This is a genomic window from Pseudomonas sp. GL_103, from assembly GCF_057835175.1.
On sequence record NZ_CM174420.1, the window covers coordinates 3,942,566 to 3,958,758 of the forward strand.

At 62.1% G+C, this 16,193-nt stretch carries 16 protein-coding genes; 11 read left to right on the forward strand and 5 right to left on the reverse strand.

Going from position 1 to position 16,193, the window contains the following annotated elements:
• Nucleotides 1–66 precede the first annotated feature (66 nt).
• The 8 genes from AC3IP0_RS17670 to AC3IP0_RS17705 all read left to right on the forward strand — a co-directional run bounded on the left by AC3IP0_RS17670 (nt 67) and on the right by AC3IP0_RS17705 (nt 6,951).
• A complete protein-coding gene (locus AC3IP0_RS17670) occupies nt 67–657 on the forward strand; it encodes an amino acid synthesis family protein (RefSeq protein WP_489316367.1) in 591 nt (196 codons plus the stop codon).
• Between the two features lie 44 nt (nt 658–701).
• Nucleotides 702–1,535 (forward strand): alpha/beta fold hydrolase, encoded by an 834-nt coding sequence (locus AC3IP0_RS17675; RefSeq protein ID WP_489316368.1) that lies wholly within the window; start codon nt 702–704, stop codon nt 1,533–1,535.
• On the forward strand, nt 1,532–3,013 hold the full coding sequence (locus AC3IP0_RS17680; RefSeq protein WP_489316369.1) for an aldehyde dehydrogenase: 1,482 nt from the start codon (nt 1,532–1,534) through the stop codon (nt 3,011–3,013). The genes AC3IP0_RS17675 and AC3IP0_RS17680 overlap by 4 nt, the downstream gene beginning before the upstream one ends.
• Nucleotides 3,014–3,025: 12 nt before the next feature.
• On the forward strand, nt 3,026–3,511 hold the full coding sequence (locus AC3IP0_RS17685; RefSeq protein ID WP_489316370.1) for a flavin reductase family protein: 486 nt from the start codon (nt 3,026–3,028) through the stop codon (nt 3,509–3,511).
• A 173-nt stretch (nt 3,512–3,684) separates the two neighbouring features.
• The gene (locus tag AC3IP0_RS17690) at nt 3,685–5,136 is read left to right on the forward strand and encodes an NAD-dependent succinate-semialdehyde dehydrogenase (protein ID WP_489316371.1); all 1,452 of its coding nucleotides are present in this window, start codon (nt 3,685–3,687) and stop codon (nt 5,134–5,136) included.
• 19 nt (nt 5,137–5,155) lie between these two features.
• A complete protein-coding gene (locus AC3IP0_RS17695; RefSeq protein WP_007991919.1) occupies nt 5,156–5,545 on the forward strand; it encodes a carboxymuconolactone decarboxylase family protein in 390 nt (129 codons plus the stop codon).
• 88 nt (nt 5,546–5,633) lie between these two features.
• The gene (locus tag AC3IP0_RS17700) at nt 5,634–6,386 is read left to right on the forward strand and encodes a GntR family transcriptional regulator (protein WP_046042558.1); all 753 of its coding nucleotides are present in this window, start codon (nt 5,634–5,636) and stop codon (nt 6,384–6,386) included.
• A gap of 1 nt (nt 6,387) precedes the next feature.
• Nucleotides 6,388–6,951 carry an NUDIX hydrolase gene (locus tag AC3IP0_RS17705; protein ID WP_489316372.1) on the forward strand — a complete coding sequence of 188 codons (564 nt, stop codon included), beginning with the start codon at nt 6,388–6,390 and terminating at the stop codon, nt 6,949–6,951.
• A gap of 792 nt (nt 6,952–7,743) precedes the next feature.
• Here the strand turns inward: AC3IP0_RS17705 and AC3IP0_RS17710 are convergent.
• Nucleotides 7,744–8,583, reverse strand: coding sequence for an AraC family transcriptional regulator (locus AC3IP0_RS17710; RefSeq protein ID WP_489316373.1), 840 nt, complete (start codon nt 8,581–8,583; stop codon nt 7,744–7,746).
• Nucleotides 8,584–8,680: 97 nt separating this feature from the next.
• On the opposite strand from AC3IP0_RS17710, the gene AC3IP0_RS17715 reads away from it, so the two are divergent.
• Entirely contained in the window at nt 8,681–9,598 is a 918-nt protein-coding gene (locus tag AC3IP0_RS17715) for a LysR family transcriptional regulator (protein WP_489325493.1), read from the forward strand.
• Nucleotides 9,599–9,644: 46 nt separating this feature from the next.
• Here AC3IP0_RS17715 and AC3IP0_RS17720 read toward each other — a convergent pair whose 3' ends face one another.
• On the reverse strand, nt 9,645–10,559 hold the full coding sequence (locus tag AC3IP0_RS17720; RefSeq protein ID WP_489316375.1) for a LysR family transcriptional regulator: 915 nt from the start codon (nt 10,557–10,559) through the stop codon (nt 9,645–9,647).
• A 71-nt stretch (nt 10,560–10,630) separates the two neighbouring features.
• On the opposite strand from AC3IP0_RS17720, the gene AC3IP0_RS17725 reads away from it, so the two are divergent.
• On the forward strand, nt 10,631–11,671 hold the full coding sequence (locus AC3IP0_RS17725; protein ID WP_489316376.1) for an AraC family transcriptional regulator: 1,041 nt from the start codon (nt 10,631–10,633) through the stop codon (nt 11,669–11,671).
• A gap of 150 nt (nt 11,672–11,821) precedes the next feature.
• Here AC3IP0_RS17725 and AC3IP0_RS17730 read toward each other — a convergent pair whose 3' ends face one another.
• Complete coding sequence (locus AC3IP0_RS17730; protein ID WP_489316377.1) at nt 11,822–12,628, reverse strand: class I SAM-dependent methyltransferase; 807 nt, start codon at nt 12,626–12,628, stop codon at nt 11,822–11,824.
• Nucleotides 12,629–12,800: 172 nt separating this feature from the next.
• Between AC3IP0_RS17730 and AC3IP0_RS17735 the strand changes: the two genes are divergently transcribed.
• A complete protein-coding gene (locus AC3IP0_RS17735) occupies nt 12,801–13,178 on the forward strand; it encodes a hypothetical protein (protein ID WP_489316378.1) in 378 nt (125 codons plus the stop codon).
• A gap of 100 nt (nt 13,179–13,278) precedes the next feature.
• Here AC3IP0_RS17735 and AC3IP0_RS17740 read toward each other — a convergent pair whose 3' ends face one another.
• Together AC3IP0_RS17740 and AC3IP0_RS17745 are read right to left on the reverse strand one after the other, a co-directional pair.
• Nucleotides 13,279–14,712: a sigma-54-dependent transcriptional regulator gene (locus AC3IP0_RS17740; protein ID WP_489316379.1), complete on the reverse strand. Its 1,434-nt coding sequence runs from the start codon at nt 14,710–14,712 to the stop codon at nt 13,279–13,281.
• Nucleotides 14,681–16,174 (reverse strand): ATP-binding protein, encoded by a 1,494-nt coding sequence (locus AC3IP0_RS17745; RefSeq protein WP_489325495.1) that lies wholly within the window; start codon nt 16,172–16,174, stop codon nt 14,681–14,683. Before AC3IP0_RS17745 ends, AC3IP0_RS17740 begins: the two co-directional genes overlap by 32 nt.
• Nucleotides 16,175–16,193 lie beyond the last annotated feature (19 nt).

Here is a 16,193-nt window from a genome sequence, read left to right on the forward strand (position 1 = left end):
CTTGTGCTTCCGGTATTATGGTATACCATCAGACGCACAGACACCCAAACCTCTACGGAGCAGCTCATGAGTTTCGAAATCCGCAAGATCGTCAGCTATGTCGAAGAAACCTTTATTGAAGGCGGCAAAGCCGCCGATAAGCCCGTGACCATGGTCGGTCTGGCCGTGGTGATGAAGAACCCCTGGCTGGGCAACGGTTTCGTCGAAGACCTGAAACCACAGATCCGCGCCAACTGCTCCGACCTCGGCGCACTGATGGTTGAACGCCTGGTGGGCATCATTGGCGGTGCCGAGAAAATCGAGGCTTACGGCAAGGCTGCGGTGGTCGGTGCCGATGGCGAAATCGAACACGCCTCGGCGGTGATCCACACCCTGCGCTTCGGCAACCATTACCGCGAAGCGGTCAAGGCCAAGAGCTACCTGAGCTTCACCAACAAGCGCGGCGGCCCGGGCACCTCGATCCAGATCCCGATGATGCACAAGGACGACGAAGGCCTGCGTTCGCACTACATCACCCTGGAAATGAAGATCGAAGACGCCCCCCGTGCCGACGAGATCGTCGTGGTCCTGGGTTGCGCCGACGGCGGCCGCCTGCACCCGCGCATCGGCAACCGCTACATCGATCTGGAAGAACTGGCTGCCGAAAAAGCCCAGTAACCGGCCAGCAGAACGACAACAAGAAGGCATTGCAGGAGCGCTCCATGATTCGGCTCACCGCTGAACTCACCCCGGCTGGCACCAGTTACCTGGCGACCGGCCAAGGCCAGCCCGTGGTCTTGATCCACGGCGTGGGCCTGAACAAAGAAATGTGGGGCGGCCAGATCGTTGGCCTGGCCACGAAGTACCGCGTCATCGCCTACGACATGCTCGGTCATGGCGCCAGCCCGCGCCCGGAAAGCGGCACGCCGCTGCTCGGCTATGCCGACCAGTTGCTGGAGCTGCTCGACCACCTGCAATTGCCCAAGGCAACGGTGATCGGTTTTTCCATGGGCGGGCTGGTGGCGCGGGCCTTTGCCCTGCATTACCCGCAACGCCTGGAGGGCCTGGTGGTGCTTAACAGTGTGTTCAACCGCAGCGCCGAACAGCGCGCCGGGGTCATCGCCCGCACCAGTCAGGCCGCCGAACACGGGCCGGACGCCAATGCCGAAGCGGCGCTGTCGCGCTGGTTCAGCCGTGAATACCAGGCCGCCAACCCGGCGCAGATCGCCGCGATTCGCCAGACCCTGGCCGGCAATGACCCGCAGGGTTACCTGACCACTTACGAACTGTTCGCCACCCAGGACATGTACCGCGCCGACGACCTGGCCAGCATCCAGGTGCCGACGCTGATCGCCACCGGCGAGCTGGACCCCGGCTCGACCCCGGAAATGGCCCGGCAACTGGCCGAACGCATTCCCGGCGCGACCGTTGCCGTACTCGCCGAGCAACGGCATATGATGCCCGTAGAGTCGCCGCGCCTGGTCAACCAGCTGTTGCTGGAGTTTCTGCAGACCGCGCATTCAAAACAAAACCAGATCAAGGGGATCGTTGCATGACACTCGCACGCTTCCAGATGTGCATCGGCGGTGAATGGGTCGATGCCCTGTCCGGCAAGACCTTCGAAAGCCTCAACCCGGCGCTGGCCGAGCCTTGGGCGGAACTGCCCGATGCCGACGAAGCCGATGTCGAGCGCGCCGTACAAGCCGCGCAAACCGCTTTCGACAGCCCGGCCTGGCGCGGTTTGACCGCCACCGCTCGCGGCAAATTGCTGCGACGCCTGGGCGACCTGATCGCCGAGAACAAAGAACAACTGGCGCAGCTGGAAAGCCGCGACAACGGCAAGCTGATCCGCGAAACCCGTGGCCAGGTCGGTTATCTGCCGGAGTTCTTCCACTACACCGCAGGCCTGGCGGACAAGCTCGAAGGCGGCACCCTGCCGCTGGACAAGCCGGACCTGTTTGCCTACACAGTGCACGAAGCCATGGGTGTGGTTGCCGCGATCATTCCGTGGAACAGCCCGCTGTACCTGACCGCGATCAAACTTGCGCCGGCCCTCGCCGCGGGCAACACCATCGTGATCAAGCCGTCGGAACACGCCTCGGCGACCATCCTCGAACTGGCACGCCTGGCGCTGGAAGCCGGGATTCCGCCAGGGGTGGTCAACGTCGTCACCGGTTACGGCCCGAGCACCGGCGCCGCCCTCACCCGCCATCCGCTGATCCGCAAGATCGCCTTCACCGGCGGCGCGGCCACGGCGCGGCATGTGGTGCGCAGCAGCGCGGAGAACTTCGCCAAGCTGTCGCTGGAACTGGGGGGCAAATCGCCGAACATCATCTTCGCCGACGCCGACCTCGACAGCGCGATCAACGGCGCCATCGCCGGGATCTACGCCGCCTCCGGGCAGAGCTGCGTCTCCGGTTCGCGTCTGCTGGTGCAAGATGAAATCTACGACGAGTTCGTCGCTCGCCTGGTGGAACGCGCCCAGCGCATCCGCATCGGCAACCCCCAGGACGACAGCAGCGAAATGGGCCCGATGGCCACCGCGCAGCAACTGGCCGTGGTCGAAGGCCTGGTGGCCGATGCCATCGCCGAAGGTGCGCGCCTGCGTCTGGGCGGCAAACGTCCGGAGAATCTGGGCGACGGCTGGTTCTACGAACCGACGCTGTTCGAGTGCGACCGCAACTCGATGAAGATCATGCAGGAAGAAGTCTTTGGTCCGGTGGCGTCGGTCATCCGTTTCAAGGACGAAGCCGAAGCCCTGGCAATTGCCAACGACTCGCAGTTCGGCCTAGCCGCCGGCATCTGGACCCGCGACCTGGGCCGTGCCCATCGCCTGGCCCGGGACGTGCGTTCGGGGATCATCTGGGTCAACACCTACCGCGCCGTCTCGGCCATGGCGCCGATCGGCGGCTTCAAGAACAGCGGCTACGGACGCGAAAGCGGCATCGATTCGGTGCTGGCCTACACCGAGCTGAAAACGGTGTGGATCAACCTGTCCCAGGCACCGATGCCTGATCCCTTCGTGATGCGCTAGGAGTCCTGAGAAATGATCGAACCCGGCATTTACAAAGACGTGATGAGCTCGTTCCCGTCCGGGGTCACGGTGGTCACCACCCTGGGTCCCGACGGCGGCATCGTCGGCATCACCGCCAGCGCCTTTAGTGCGTTGTCGATTGATCCGGCACTGGTGCTGTTCTGCCCCAACTACGGCTCCGACACCTACCCGGTGCTGCGCGACAGCAAGCAGTTCGCGATTCATTTGCTGTCCGCCGAGCAGACCGCCGAGGCCTATGCCTTCGCCGGTAAAGGCAAGGACAAGGCCAAAGGCATCGAGTGGCACTTGAGCGATCTGGGTAACCCGATTCTTGGCAAGGCCACGGCGATCATCGAGTGCGAACTGTGGCGCGAATACGACGGCGGTGATCACGCGATCATCGTCGGCGCGGTGAAGAACCTGATCCTGCCCGCGCAACCGGTCACGCCGATGATCTACCACAAAGGCAAGCTGGGCCCGTTGCCCACCTTGGCCTGATGAATCTACACAATCCCCCTGTGGGAGCCAATCCCCTGTGGGAGCGAGCTTGCTCGCGATAGCGGTGTTTCAGTCGACATACATGTTGAATGTCAGTCCGTCATCGCGAGCAAGCTCGCTCCCACAGGTTACTGCACCAGACAGATAAGTCTTCATTCTTTCCAGGAGCCGGCATGAGCCCAGCAGCCTCGCAACTGTTCCGCCAACAGGCCTACATCAATGGCCAGTGGCTGGACGCGCCGAATGGCGCCTGTCAGGACATCTTCAACCCGGCCACCGGTGAACTCATCGGCCGGGTGCCGAACCTTGGCGCCGAGCACGCGCGCCTGGCCATCGACGCCGCCTACAAGGCCTGGTCGGCCTGGCGCGCACTGACCGCCAAGGAGCGCAGCAACACGCTCAAGCGCTGGCATGCCTTGATGCTGGAAAACGCCGACGCCCTGGCTGAAATCCTCACCCTCGAACAAGGCAAGCCACTGGCCGAAGCCAAGGGTGAAATCCTCTACGCCGCGAGCTTCATCGAGTGGTTCGCCGAAGAGGCCAAGCGCATCTACGGCGACACCATTCCCAGCCATAAGGGCGATGCGCGCATCGTGGTCAGCAAGGAGCCGATTGGCGTTGTCGCGGCCATCACGCCATGGAACTTCCCGGCGGCGATGATCACCCGCAAGGCTGGCCCGGCACTGGCGGCCGGTTGCCCGTGCATTGTCAAGCCTGCGCCGGAAACGCCATTCTCCGCGCTGGCCATGGCCGCATTGGCGGAGCAGGCCGGGATTCCCGCGGGCATTTTCAACGTGATTACCGGCGACGCCATCGCCATCGGTGGCGAGCTGACTTCAAGCCCTCTCGTGCGCAAACTGTCGTTCACCGGCTCCACCGCCATCGGCAAGCTGCTGATGGCCCAGTGCGCGCCGACCCTGAAAAAAGTCTCGCTGGAACTGGGCGGCAACGCGCCGTTCATTGTCTTCGATGACGCCGATCTGGAGCGGGCCGTTGACGGCGCGCTGATCGCCAAATTCCGCAACGCCGGGCAGACCTGCGTCTGCGTCAACCGTTTCCTGGTGCAAGACGGCATCCACGACGCCTTTGTCGCGCGCCTGGCCGAGCGGGTTTCGCAATTCAAGGTCGGCAGCGGTTTCGATGATGGCGTCACCCAAGGGCCGCTGATCAACGAGCGTGCCGTGGCCAAGGTGGAAGACCATGTGCAAGACGCCCTGGCAAACGGCGCACAATTGCTGTGCGGCGGCGAACGTCATGCGTTAGGCAATGGGTTCTTCCAGCCAACCGTGTTGGCAGGCGTTACCCCGCAAATGAAAGTCGCCCAGGAAGAAACTTTCGGCCCACTGGCAGCGGTGTTCCGTTTCGACACCGAGGCCCAGGCCGTCGCGATGGCCAACGACACCGAGTTCGGCCTGGCCGCCTACTGCTACACCCGCGACCTGGGCCGCGCCTGGCGCATGAGCGAGGCGCTGGAGTACGGCATGGTCGGGATCAACGAAGGGCTGATTTCCACCGAAGTCGCGCCATTTGGCGGCATCAAGTCCTCGGGCCTGGGCCGCGAAGGGTCGAAATACGGCATCGAGGATTACCTGGAACTCAAATACACCTTGATGGGCGGCCTTTGAGCCCACGGGAGCTACGCAAATGAACAACGAAAAATACGAAAAAGGCCTGAAGATCCGCACCCAGGTGCTGGGCGAGGCCTACGTCAACCGCTCCATCGAAAACGCCGACGACTTCACCCGACCGTTGCAGGAAATGGTCACCGAATATTGTTGGGGGCATGTCTGGGGCCGTGAGGGTTTGTCGCTCAAGGAGCGCAGCATGATCAACCTGGCGATGATCTCGGCCCTCAACCGACCCCATGAACTCAAGCTGCATGTGCGCGGCGCCTTGCGTAACGGCCTGAGTCGTGAGCAAATACGCGAAATACTGCTTCAGGTCGGCATTTACTGCGGTGTCCCCGCTGCCGTAGACAGTTTCCGGCTCGCCCGTGAAGCCTTCGCCGAAGCCGATGCCGAGGCCTCCAGTTAACCCTTGGCTGTTTGATCTGACCGGGCACCCAGATTCCCGTAATCGAAGTGTTCTTTTTGCATGGACAGCCACAATCAGAGCGGACCCCATGAAACGCCTGCCACTCGACGACAGCTTCAAGGTCAATCGCAACCCCGTTACCCTGCGCGAAATCGTGCTGGATAAACTGCGAAGCGCCATCATGAACTTCCAGCTCCTGCCGGGAGACCGTCTGGTCGAACGCGATCTGTGCGATCGCCTGGGCGTCAGCCGTACTTCCGTGCGCGAAGCCTTGCGTCACCTTGAATCCGAAGGCCTGGTGGAATTCGCCGACGCCAAGGGCCCGCGTGTCGCGATCATCACCCTGGCCGATGCCGTGGACATCTACGAGCTGCGCTGCGTACTCGAAGGGCTGATCGTGCAACTGTTCACCCTGCGGGCCAAGGCCAAGGACATCAAGGCCCTGGAAAAAGCCCTCGAAGAAAACCGCAAGGCGCTGAAAGACGGCGAGCTGCAACAGGTCATCGACTCGGTGCAGGGTTTCTACGACGTGCTGCTCGAAGGCTCGGGCAACCATGTCGCGGCCACTCAGCTGCGCCAGTTGCAGGCTCGCATCAGCTACCTGCGCGCGACCTCGGTGTCCCAGGAAAACCGTCGCGGCGCCAGCAACCAGGAAATGGAACGCATGGTCGAGGCGATCAAGGGCGGTGACCCGCTGGCCGCCCACCAGGCTTGCGTCGACCACGTGCGTGCGGCCGCGGCCGTGGCCCTGGACTACCTCAAGCGCAAGCAGGAAGAAACCGGCGACATCCCGGCGATCACCCAGCCCATCGCGCTGAAAGAACCGCGCATAGGTCGCTGAAATGTTCAGCCCGAGCTTTTGCCCCAAGTGCGGCAGCGCAGACCTTAGGTCACAGTTGCCGCCGGGCGATACGCACGAGCGCCTGATGTGCCGCGGCTGCGGCTACATCCATTACATCAATCCGAAAATCATCGCCGGCTGCATCATCGAGCAGGACGGCAAGTACCTGTTGTGCCAGCGCGCCATCCCGCCACGCCCGGGCACCTGGACCCTGCCGGCGGGCTTCATGGAAAGCGGCGAGACCACCGAGCAGGCGGCCTTGCGCGAGGTCTGGGAAGAAAGCGGCGTGCGCGCGGAAATCGTCTCGCCCTATTCGATTTTCAGCGTGCCGCAGATCAGCGAGGTGTACATCATCTTCCGCGCCATCGCGCTGGAGATTACCGGGCAGTACGGCCCGGAAACCCTCGACTACCAATTCTTCGCGCCTGAGGACATTCCTTGGGACAGCATCTACTACCCGGCGATCCGGCAGATCCTTGAGCGCTATATCGAGGAGCGTCAGGCTGGGGTGTATGGCATTTACATGGGCAATGACGACAGCGGGAAGATTCACTTTATTCGCTGATGCTGCGGGTTTTGACCGTGTACATATCCGTTTCTTTGGTAACGGCCGCTTAGGGTTCCGCCCTTATGGCGGGTCACTTTGAAAAGCGCAAAGTAACCAAACGCTCTTGCCCCTGACATTCGGTGCCTCGCCGTGGCTCGGCATGCCCTCGCTCCGGTCCTGCTCCGTGGGCCCGCCGCCATCCATGCCGGGTTGCCCACTGCGCAGAACCTGCGCTCGGCCTCACGAGGGGGCGTACACCGCAACAGCGCCCGAGGCGGCCTGCCGGCCGGCCTGTTTGTTGGGGTCGTTCGTCTGTGAGGTATCTGGTCGGCTGGCAGGCCGCTCTCGCGAGCAAGCTCGCTCCCACAGGTACTCAGTACATCTGCAAGATTTCGGTCGGCTGGCAGGCCGCCATCGCGAGCAAGCTCGCTCCCACAGAAGAGCAAAGGCAGGTCGGCGTACACCCTCGCTCCTCACCACTCATCAGGCCGAGCGTTAGCTCGCCTGCAGCTCTTGATCTTGATCCACCCGCCCCCTCGGAAGGCTGAGCGGAGGTGTTCATCCGGGGATTGGCGCGCAGCGCCGTTCGACGCAGTCGAACCCATTGCATGTAGGTCGAAGCGAAGCCGACCGGAGGGCAATGCCCCCGGATGAATACCGCAGCGAAGGAACGCCGAGCCTAAGCGAGGGGCCGTACGTAAGGGGCGAGACCTTTTGGTTCCTTTTGGGGCGTTTGCCAAAAGGGACTCGCCGTAAGGGCGAAACCATAAGCCGCCGTTACCGCAGCAACGGATATGTACTCAACCAAAACTACAAACCAAGACGAAACTGCTTAGGCGTAATCCCGAATTGCTTACGAAACGCCCGAATAAAATTACTCGGCTGCCGATACCCCAACCGCTCGGCAATCCGCTCGATCGGCTGATCACCCGCCGTCAACCAGTGCCGCGCCAACTCCAGGCTGTCACTGCGGGTATGCTGCGCCGCCGCAGTCTGCCAGTGCCGCAACATGCTCTGATGCAAAAACCCGTTGGCCCCGAGCAAAGGCTCATCGAGACTGCCCGCCGACAAGATAAGGCAAGGATGCCCACCGGTTTGCACCTCGATACCAACACTGCGCAACCACTGCCCGGCAGCCTGTTGCGGCGTCAGGTGGACCGCGACGAACACCTCGGCCGGCGCTCGCCCCAAACGTCGGGCGATATTGCGCACCAACGTCAGGGTCGCCGCATCGAGGCCGAAAAAATGCGGCTGCCGGTCAACACTGCGCAAGTGCAAGCGGGCCTGTCCGTCACCCTCCTCCAGTTCCGCCACCACGTAGTTGGTCACCCGTGGCAGGAAATCAGTGAAACACGCAAGGCTCGCCCGCAGGGTCGCGGCGGAGTCCAGCAGAATGTTCAACCCTCGCAGCGTAGTGGTCGCCATGCCATTGACCAGATCGCAGCCAAACGACACCCCCGCGCCCGCACGTTCGCATTCACTCCACAGGCGTTCGACCAGGTGCGCGGGCACATGCAGGTCCTGCCCTTCGAGCAACGACAGGCAGATGCCGGCCCGTTGCAGCAGTTGGTCCTGGCACAGTCCGGACTGCCGGGCATGGCTGAGAATGGTGCGGGTGAAGGCGCTGGAAATGAACGGCTGGCTGGTCATGGCAAGTTACGGCGAGAAGACAGGCGTGTACTTATGCCAGCCTCTGTGCTATCGATCCAATGCATTAAAAGTATCCGCCGAATGCAGGAGACGCATGATGGACCTACGACAACTCCGCCACCTTGTCGCCCTGGCCGATTACCGCAACTTCGGCCGTGCCGCCGAGGCGATCAACCTCAGTCAACCGGCCTTCAGTCGCAGCATCCAGACCCTGGAGCGCGACCTCGACTGCGCGCTGGTAGAACGCAGCAGCCGCGAATTCCGCCTGACTGGCCAGGGTGAACTGGTGCTGCAACATGCCCGGCGCCTGCTCGCCGGCAGCCAGGCCCTGCACAACGAACTGATGCAATACAACGGCCTGACCGGTGGCGAGTTGCACTTCGGTTGCGGCCCGTACCCGGCCCAGGTGCTGGTGCCCGAGGCGCTGGCCGAATTCATCCAGGCCCACCCGGCGATCCGCATCAGTTTCCACCAGGGCGACTGGGAGCAACTGGCGGTCTGGCTTCGCGAACAGCAGATCGAATTCCTCGTGGCCGACGCGCGGTACTTCACCGGTGACCCGCAATACCAGGTGCAACTGCTGCGCCCTCGACGTGGGCGGTTCTTTTGCCGTGTCGGTCATCCCTTGGTGCAGCAGCAGAACCTGTCCCTGCGCGCCCTGCTCGACTACGCGGTGGTCGGCACGCGAATACCGCCGATGATCCGCAAGATCCTCGCCGACGTGCAGGGCGAGGCGGACTTCAACCCGAGCGTGGAATGCGCGCAATTCGATGCCATCCGCCGCGTGGTGATGCGTTCCGACGCGGTGGGCATCGCCACCGTGGAGGCCTTGGCCGAACTGGTCGACCAGGGCCTGATCCGCCTGCTGGAGTTTGCCGACGTGCCCAAGGAAGACCCCGGTCTGCAATTGCACTACGGCATCGTCAGCCGCGCCGGCCATTCCCTGACACCGGCCGCGCTGGCGATGGTCGATGCGGTACTGTCGGTTGACCGGCGCTTGCTGGCGTCGAATTAGTCGAGCAACCACCGCTCCCACAGGGTTTGGCGTTGCTGCCTCCACATCACGCACGCCGCGCCAGCGCCTGCAACGCCCGGGGCTCACCGAGGGCGCGCAGCAGGCAGTGCATCGCCTCCTCGCGGCTGCGCTCGAAGCGATAGCGCGACTCGATGTACAGCGCCAGTTTCAACTCCACCGGTTCGTCCAGGGGCAGCGGCACGTGTTGCAAGCCCAGCACGTTGGCGACCCGGCTTGGCAGGCTGATGCCGAACGGCTGGCGGTCGGCGATCAGCTTTGCCGCCAGGGTGCTTTGGGTGCTCATCGCCACATTCCGGCGCAGGCCTTTCAAGCCAAGCTGCAAGTCCACCGGACTGAGTCCGTCGCGGCGGCTCGACACCTGGATCTGCGGCTGTTCCAGATATTCCTGCAGGGTGCGCGGCGGTTCCTTGAGCGCAGCGCCATAGGCGAACACATAATGGTCAGCGGGCAGTGCCTGTTTGTGTAGACCGGCAAGCCCGGCCAGCGGCTGGTCGAGGTCGATCAGGATATCCAGCTTGCCGCTGGCCAGGTCCTGCAAGGCGTCGCGGCGCCGGGGCTGGAAATAACGCACCTGCCAATCGGCGTGAGGCGACTCGAGCAAGGCATCGAGCAACACCGGTTGCAGGCAATCCAGACAACTGATGCGCAGCAGCGGATTGCTCTGCCGCGCGGCGGGAATCATGCGCAAGCCATCGCGCAATGACTCGAGCGCGGCACGCACATAGTCGGCCAGACGATGGGCGACCAGTGTCGGCGTCACCCCCAGGCGACTCTTGATGAACAGCGGATCGCCACACAATTCCCGCAGGCGACGCAACGCATTGCTCATGGCCGGTTGCGACAGGCACATCACCTCGGCCGCACGGGTGACGCTGCGCTGCTGGTAAATCGCATCGAAGGCGAGCAACAGGTTCAAATCGAGCTGGCGTAAATCAAGCATGGTCTTGCTCCGGCAAATCGCTTAACGTCGGGCAGCCTAACCAGTGTTCCGGAACAAGCTGTGAGCCCTACATGACAAAAAGCGATCAGCCACTGCACGATCAATCGATACCCAATGCGTTCTACGCGCCGACCCTGCTGCCGGCCATCGAAGAGTTGCTGGCCCGTGGCGTGGACCGGGAAAGCATCGAAGGCCTGTTTCGTCGCAGCCTGTTCGAGTTGCGCACGCCATTCATGCGCATTCCGCTGTTCATGTCGCGGCGCTTCTGGGCGTTTGCCCTGGAGCAGACCGGCGACCCGCTGATCGGCCTGGCGGCCGGTCGGCGTTTCGTTTCCACCGCCACCAATGGCCTGACGTACCTGTTCGACGTGGCCGCCTCACTGGACAGCGCCTGCCAGTATTTCGTGCGCTTCTTTCCGTTTTTCAACGGGCACTTCCAGGCGCGGATCGTGCGTGGCGACGACAGCGTCGAATTGCAACTGCTCGACCGCGGCAGCGTGAAAACCAGCGCGGCCACCACCGATTACATCCTCATCAGCCTGTGCAGCATGTTGCGGCGCAAATTCCTCGCCAGCGGCCTGGAGCGTGATCCGGTTCTGGGCGTCGGGCTGGCCGGTGCTTGCACGACAAGTGCGCAGGAACATCAACAAGCCTTTCGCGCACCGGTGCAATGGGGGCAGGCGCAGCACTCGATCCGCCTCGATCCACAGCTGTTCGTCATCCCGTTGACACCGGGCAATCATGACCTGGAACACACGCTGGTCGAGCTGCTTGAGCAGACCCGACGCAACAGTGAACCGACCTTGCTGGAGCAAGTCTGCGACCATTTGATCACCGACCTCGCCGAGGCCAACTGGCAGCAATTCTGTACCACCCAGCACTTGCTCGAGCGCACCGCCGCCCGACGCTTGAAGGCGTTGGGCTGGAGTTTTTCAGAGTTGCTCGACGAATACCGCCGCTACCGGGCCGAAGACTTTTTGCAGGGAACGGACCTGGAGCTGGTGGAGATTTCCGACCGCCTGGGCTACAGCGATGTGCAAAGCTTCAACCGTGCCTGCCTGCGGTGGCTGGGGTGCGCGCCGGGTGCCTGGCGAACCCGGCAAGGTCAATAGAACACCACCCTCGTGCGCCACGGGTGCCTTTGGTTTTTGCATCCCCCCATTTTGCCGAATGCAAGACCAATGTACGACACCGAACACCTGTGGGAGCGAGCTTGCTCGCGATGGGGCCCGCAGGACCCGCACACTATTGAGCCCAGGACATCAGCTCTTCACCACCACCCACGTAAAACACAACGGCAACTGCGCCACCTGCTGTTGATAGCGGTCATAGAGTTCTTCACGGTTGGAGTGTGGGTATTCCCTGAAGTGACGAATCTGCAGCCCTGCTGCAATGGCCGCGCTGAAGAGGTCGCCCAGGGTGTGGACGAACCAGTAGGACGGCGCGGCCGGCTGTTCGATCCTGCCTTCGTAGACGATCGGTTCGTGCTGCACGAACGGATCGCGACGGAAGTATGAGCTATCAGGGCGAAAGGGATCGGCTGCCTCGGGGTCGAACACTTCCAGGAACGGGTGGGTTTCGTACACCACCAGCGCGCCGCCTGGCTTGAGCGTACGCGCCACATGGCGGAAGAATTCGCCGATGTCCGGCATCCAGTTCAAGACCCCGATGGTGATCAGCGCCAGGTCAAAGCGCTCCTGCAATTGAGCAGGCAAGTGGTGAATGTCCGCTTCAATGAATTGCGGCGCATGGGGCGAGCGGGACGCCAGTTCCCGTGCCTGCCCGAGAAAGGCTTCTGACTGGTCGACGCCCACCACGCTGCGCGCGCCCAGGGCGAACAGCGACAGGCTTTCACGACCGTTGTTGCAGCCCAGTTGCACCACGTCCTTGCCGTCGACACCTGTCTGGGTCAGCAAAGCGGTCAGGGTGTCGTCCAGGCAGGAAAAATCCGCGTGTTCCACGCCCTTCAACAAGGCTTGCCATTCGCAGGAGTCTTTGTGGTGACGGGCGGAGTCATTCCAGGCCTCGCGGTTACTGGCGATGGCTTGTTCTTTTGTCGGCAGTTCCATTGCACGCTCCAGGGTCCGGGTCGTCGATTTGACCGGCCGAAGTCTAGATCAACCCCATCCTGGCAGGTGTTGCGAACTTGTAATCCGCGCAGCACCGACGGCTGTCCACGGCGGCAGCTATAGTTAATAACCTTGGGGGAGATGTGGTTAAACCGATTTAGCAGGTGTTGCCATGAAAAAGACCGACCTGACGCTGTTGCTTGCCCTCTGCCTTGGCGCGCCCGCTGTCGCCCACGCCGACGACTTGCCCACCACCAACTACAGCAGCGAATTCAACTATTACGGCGCCGACCAACCCTTCGCCCATCCCGTGCCACCGTCCATGAACATCGTGCCGCCGGGCTCGTACATCCCGACCGCGCCTGGGGAATTCATTCCGGTTTCCAGCGAGCACGTGTTTTCCGACTCACGCCTGCCGACAGTGGCCGACGCCACGGTCCGGGTGTTTATCCGCTCCTACGATCCGGAGCGAGGCGTGTATGTGAACCAGGAAGTCGAGAACCCCAGTTGCATGATGTCCTGCCTGAGGCAGGGCCCAGTGTTGCAGTGAGCACTAGGGGGCGTTCTCAATTGGTTTCCCCACCGCGTTGTCGCCTTGCCCTGCACAACAGCAGACCCGGCGCGGTAGGGAAACTAATTGAGAACACCCCCTACCACTGGCGCTTGTCCGGACGGGCGAGGCCGAGTTTTTCGATCCGGTAGCGCAACATGTCACGGCTCAGACCCAGCAGACGTGCCGATTTGGTGACGTTCCAGTCGGTCTTGTCGAGCATCTTGCGCACCATGTCGCGCTCCACTTCCGGCAGGTTCATGGAATCGCTGCCGTTGAAGGATGGACGCGGTTCGCTGAAATGTGGCGGCTCGTGATGAAACATCGGTGGCTCATCCATCAGGCTCAGGCAGACGTTCAACTGATGGGCGGCGATGGTGTCGCTTTGCGCCAGCAACACGGTTTGCTCCAGCATGTTGCGCAATTCGCGCACGTTGCCCGGCCAGCTGTAGCTGAGCAGCAAATCTTCGGCCTGGTCGCTGAAATGCAGGTTCGGCTTGCCGTAGCGCTTGCCATGTAGCGCCAGGAAGTGCCGGGCCAGCAGCAGGATATCGGCGCCACGGGCATACAGGCGCGGCACCTTGATGGAAATGATGCGCAGGCGGAAAAACAGGTCGCGACGGAATTTGCCTTGCTGGACCATCTGTTCAAGATTGCAGTTGGTGGCACTGATCACCCGCAGATCGACCTTGCGCTCCTTCACCGAACCGACCCGGCGAATGGTCCGGTCTTCCAGCAATTTCAGCAGTTTGGCTTGCAGCAGCAGGTCCATTTCACCGATTTCATCGAGGAACAGCGTGCCGCCATCGGCCGCTTCCACCAGCCCCATGCGACGATCCTTGGCGTCGGTGAAGGCGCCCTTCTCGTGGCCGAACAGTTCCGACTCCACCAGGTTGGACGGGATCGAAGCGCAGTTGAATTCAATGAACGGGCCTTTGGCGCGCGGGCCGTCGAAGTGCAAGGCCCGGGCCACCAGTTCCTTGCCAGTGCCCGTCTCGCCTTCTACCAGCACCGGCGGCAGGTCGCTGTTGGCCATGCGCCGCTCGGCGTCGAGCAACTGGGTGATGGTGCTCTTGAGGTACACCATCGGTGCCGACTCGCCAATCAGTGCCTGCACCCCCGACTTCTGGGCCTCGCGCTCCTGGTAAAACGACAGCGTGCGCTCCATGCGGTCGGTGGCCAGGGCCTTGTCCAGCAGCAGCTTGAGCTCTGGCAGGGCCACCGGTTTGGTGACGTAGTGAAAGGCGCCCTCTTTCATCGCCACCACGGCGTCTTCGACGTTGCCGTAGCCGGTCATCATGATCACTTTCAGATCCGGCGCGCTGATGCGCAGCTTCTGGATCAGGTCGTGACCACTCATGCCCGGCAACGAGTTGTCGGTCAGTACCACGTCGGGCGCGAAAGAACCCAATTGCTCCAGTGCATCTTCAGCCGAGTGGCAGACGGTCACCTCGAAGTCCTTGCGCTCCAGGTAAGTCTGAATATTCTCGGCGAGGATTTCGTCATCCTCGACCAGCAGAATGCTGTGCTCCATATTCCCCTCCCGTTGCCACTTTGAAGTTGAGACAAACGCGGGTTCCTTCCTGCTCCCGACTGGTCAGTTCAACCGAGCCGTCAAACCGTTCCATTATTCTTTTGACCAGGGCCAGGCCCACGCCCAACCCACCTTGCTTGGTGGTGAAAAACGGCTTGAAGACCATTTGTTGCTGTTGTTTGGACATGCCCTTGCCGGTGTCGGTCAGGGTCATGCTCAAGTCGCCGGGCACCGAGGAATCGATCTCGATCGTCAGCACGCCACCCTTGGGCATGGCTTCCAGTGCATTAGCAAACAGGCTATTGAGTATTTGCGTGAGCAGCACCTGTTGGCTGACGATCGGTGGCACGCTGACAGGGGAGAAACGCACTTCGACGTCCGAACGTTTGATCAAGGACTCAAAGGCACTCAGGGTGTCTTCGAGGGCCAGCACCAGGTCGACCGTTTCACAGTCGTCATTCATCGGCCGCAACGACACCAGCAATTCACGAACCCAACGCGACATGCGGTCGACCTGACTGATGATGTCGCCAATGTTTTTCTGTGCGGTCTGGCTGGCGATGTCCTGGGCCAGTTCGGCGCTGGAACGGATATTGGCCAGAGGGTTGCGCAAGCTGTGGGCCACCGCCGAGGACATCTCGCCAAGGGCGACAAAGGTCTCGTTGGCAATCAATTGTTTCTGCTGGCTCTGCAACAGCGTCGCCGCGCGTCGCACGATCCAGAACAGCCCCAGGTAAATGGCCGCCCCGCCGATCAGCGTGGCCAGCCAGATCGCCTTGAAGCCACGCTGGATGCGCTCCACCAGATCCAGTGGCTCCTTATAGATTTCCACCATGGCAACCACTTTGCTTCGGTCGGCGTTGAACATCGGAATGTAGTTCTCGACGAACAAATACTCCGGTTCGCGCAACAGGCGCTGCTCGGGGCGCTCCTCATCGATTTCGTGGTAGTTGGTGGACACCGGCGATTTCATTTCAAAGGATTCGTCCAGCTCAAAGTCGTCTTTGATGCGCACGCCGATCAACTCGGGGTTGGTCGACCAGACCACGGTGCGGTCCAGGGCGTACACCGTCGCCAGCAGGATGTCCGGCAGATGCTCCACATGGTCGAGAAACTCAACGCGCGCGGCGGCCCGGGATACGGGGTTGACGTCGGGGTAGGCATCGTCCATGCGCGGATCGAGCATTTCACCCATGGTCCGGCCCGGGGCAATGCCGGCGTGCCGGATTTCGGCCTCGCCAATGGACTGGATGAACTGCGCGGTCAGCATCGAATCACGCTCGATACTTTCATCGACCACAAAGCGCGTGGAGATGTAACCCAGCCCCAGCGCCACCACAGCGATGATCAGAAAGCTTGCCAGGGAGAACCAGCGCAGCAAGTTGAACTGCGGCCGCCAACCCTTGCGTTGTGCTACCGGGGCCTGCGGCGCAGCTACTTTTTGTTGTTCGAGTATCTGCATGGCGGTGTCCTGGGTGCTT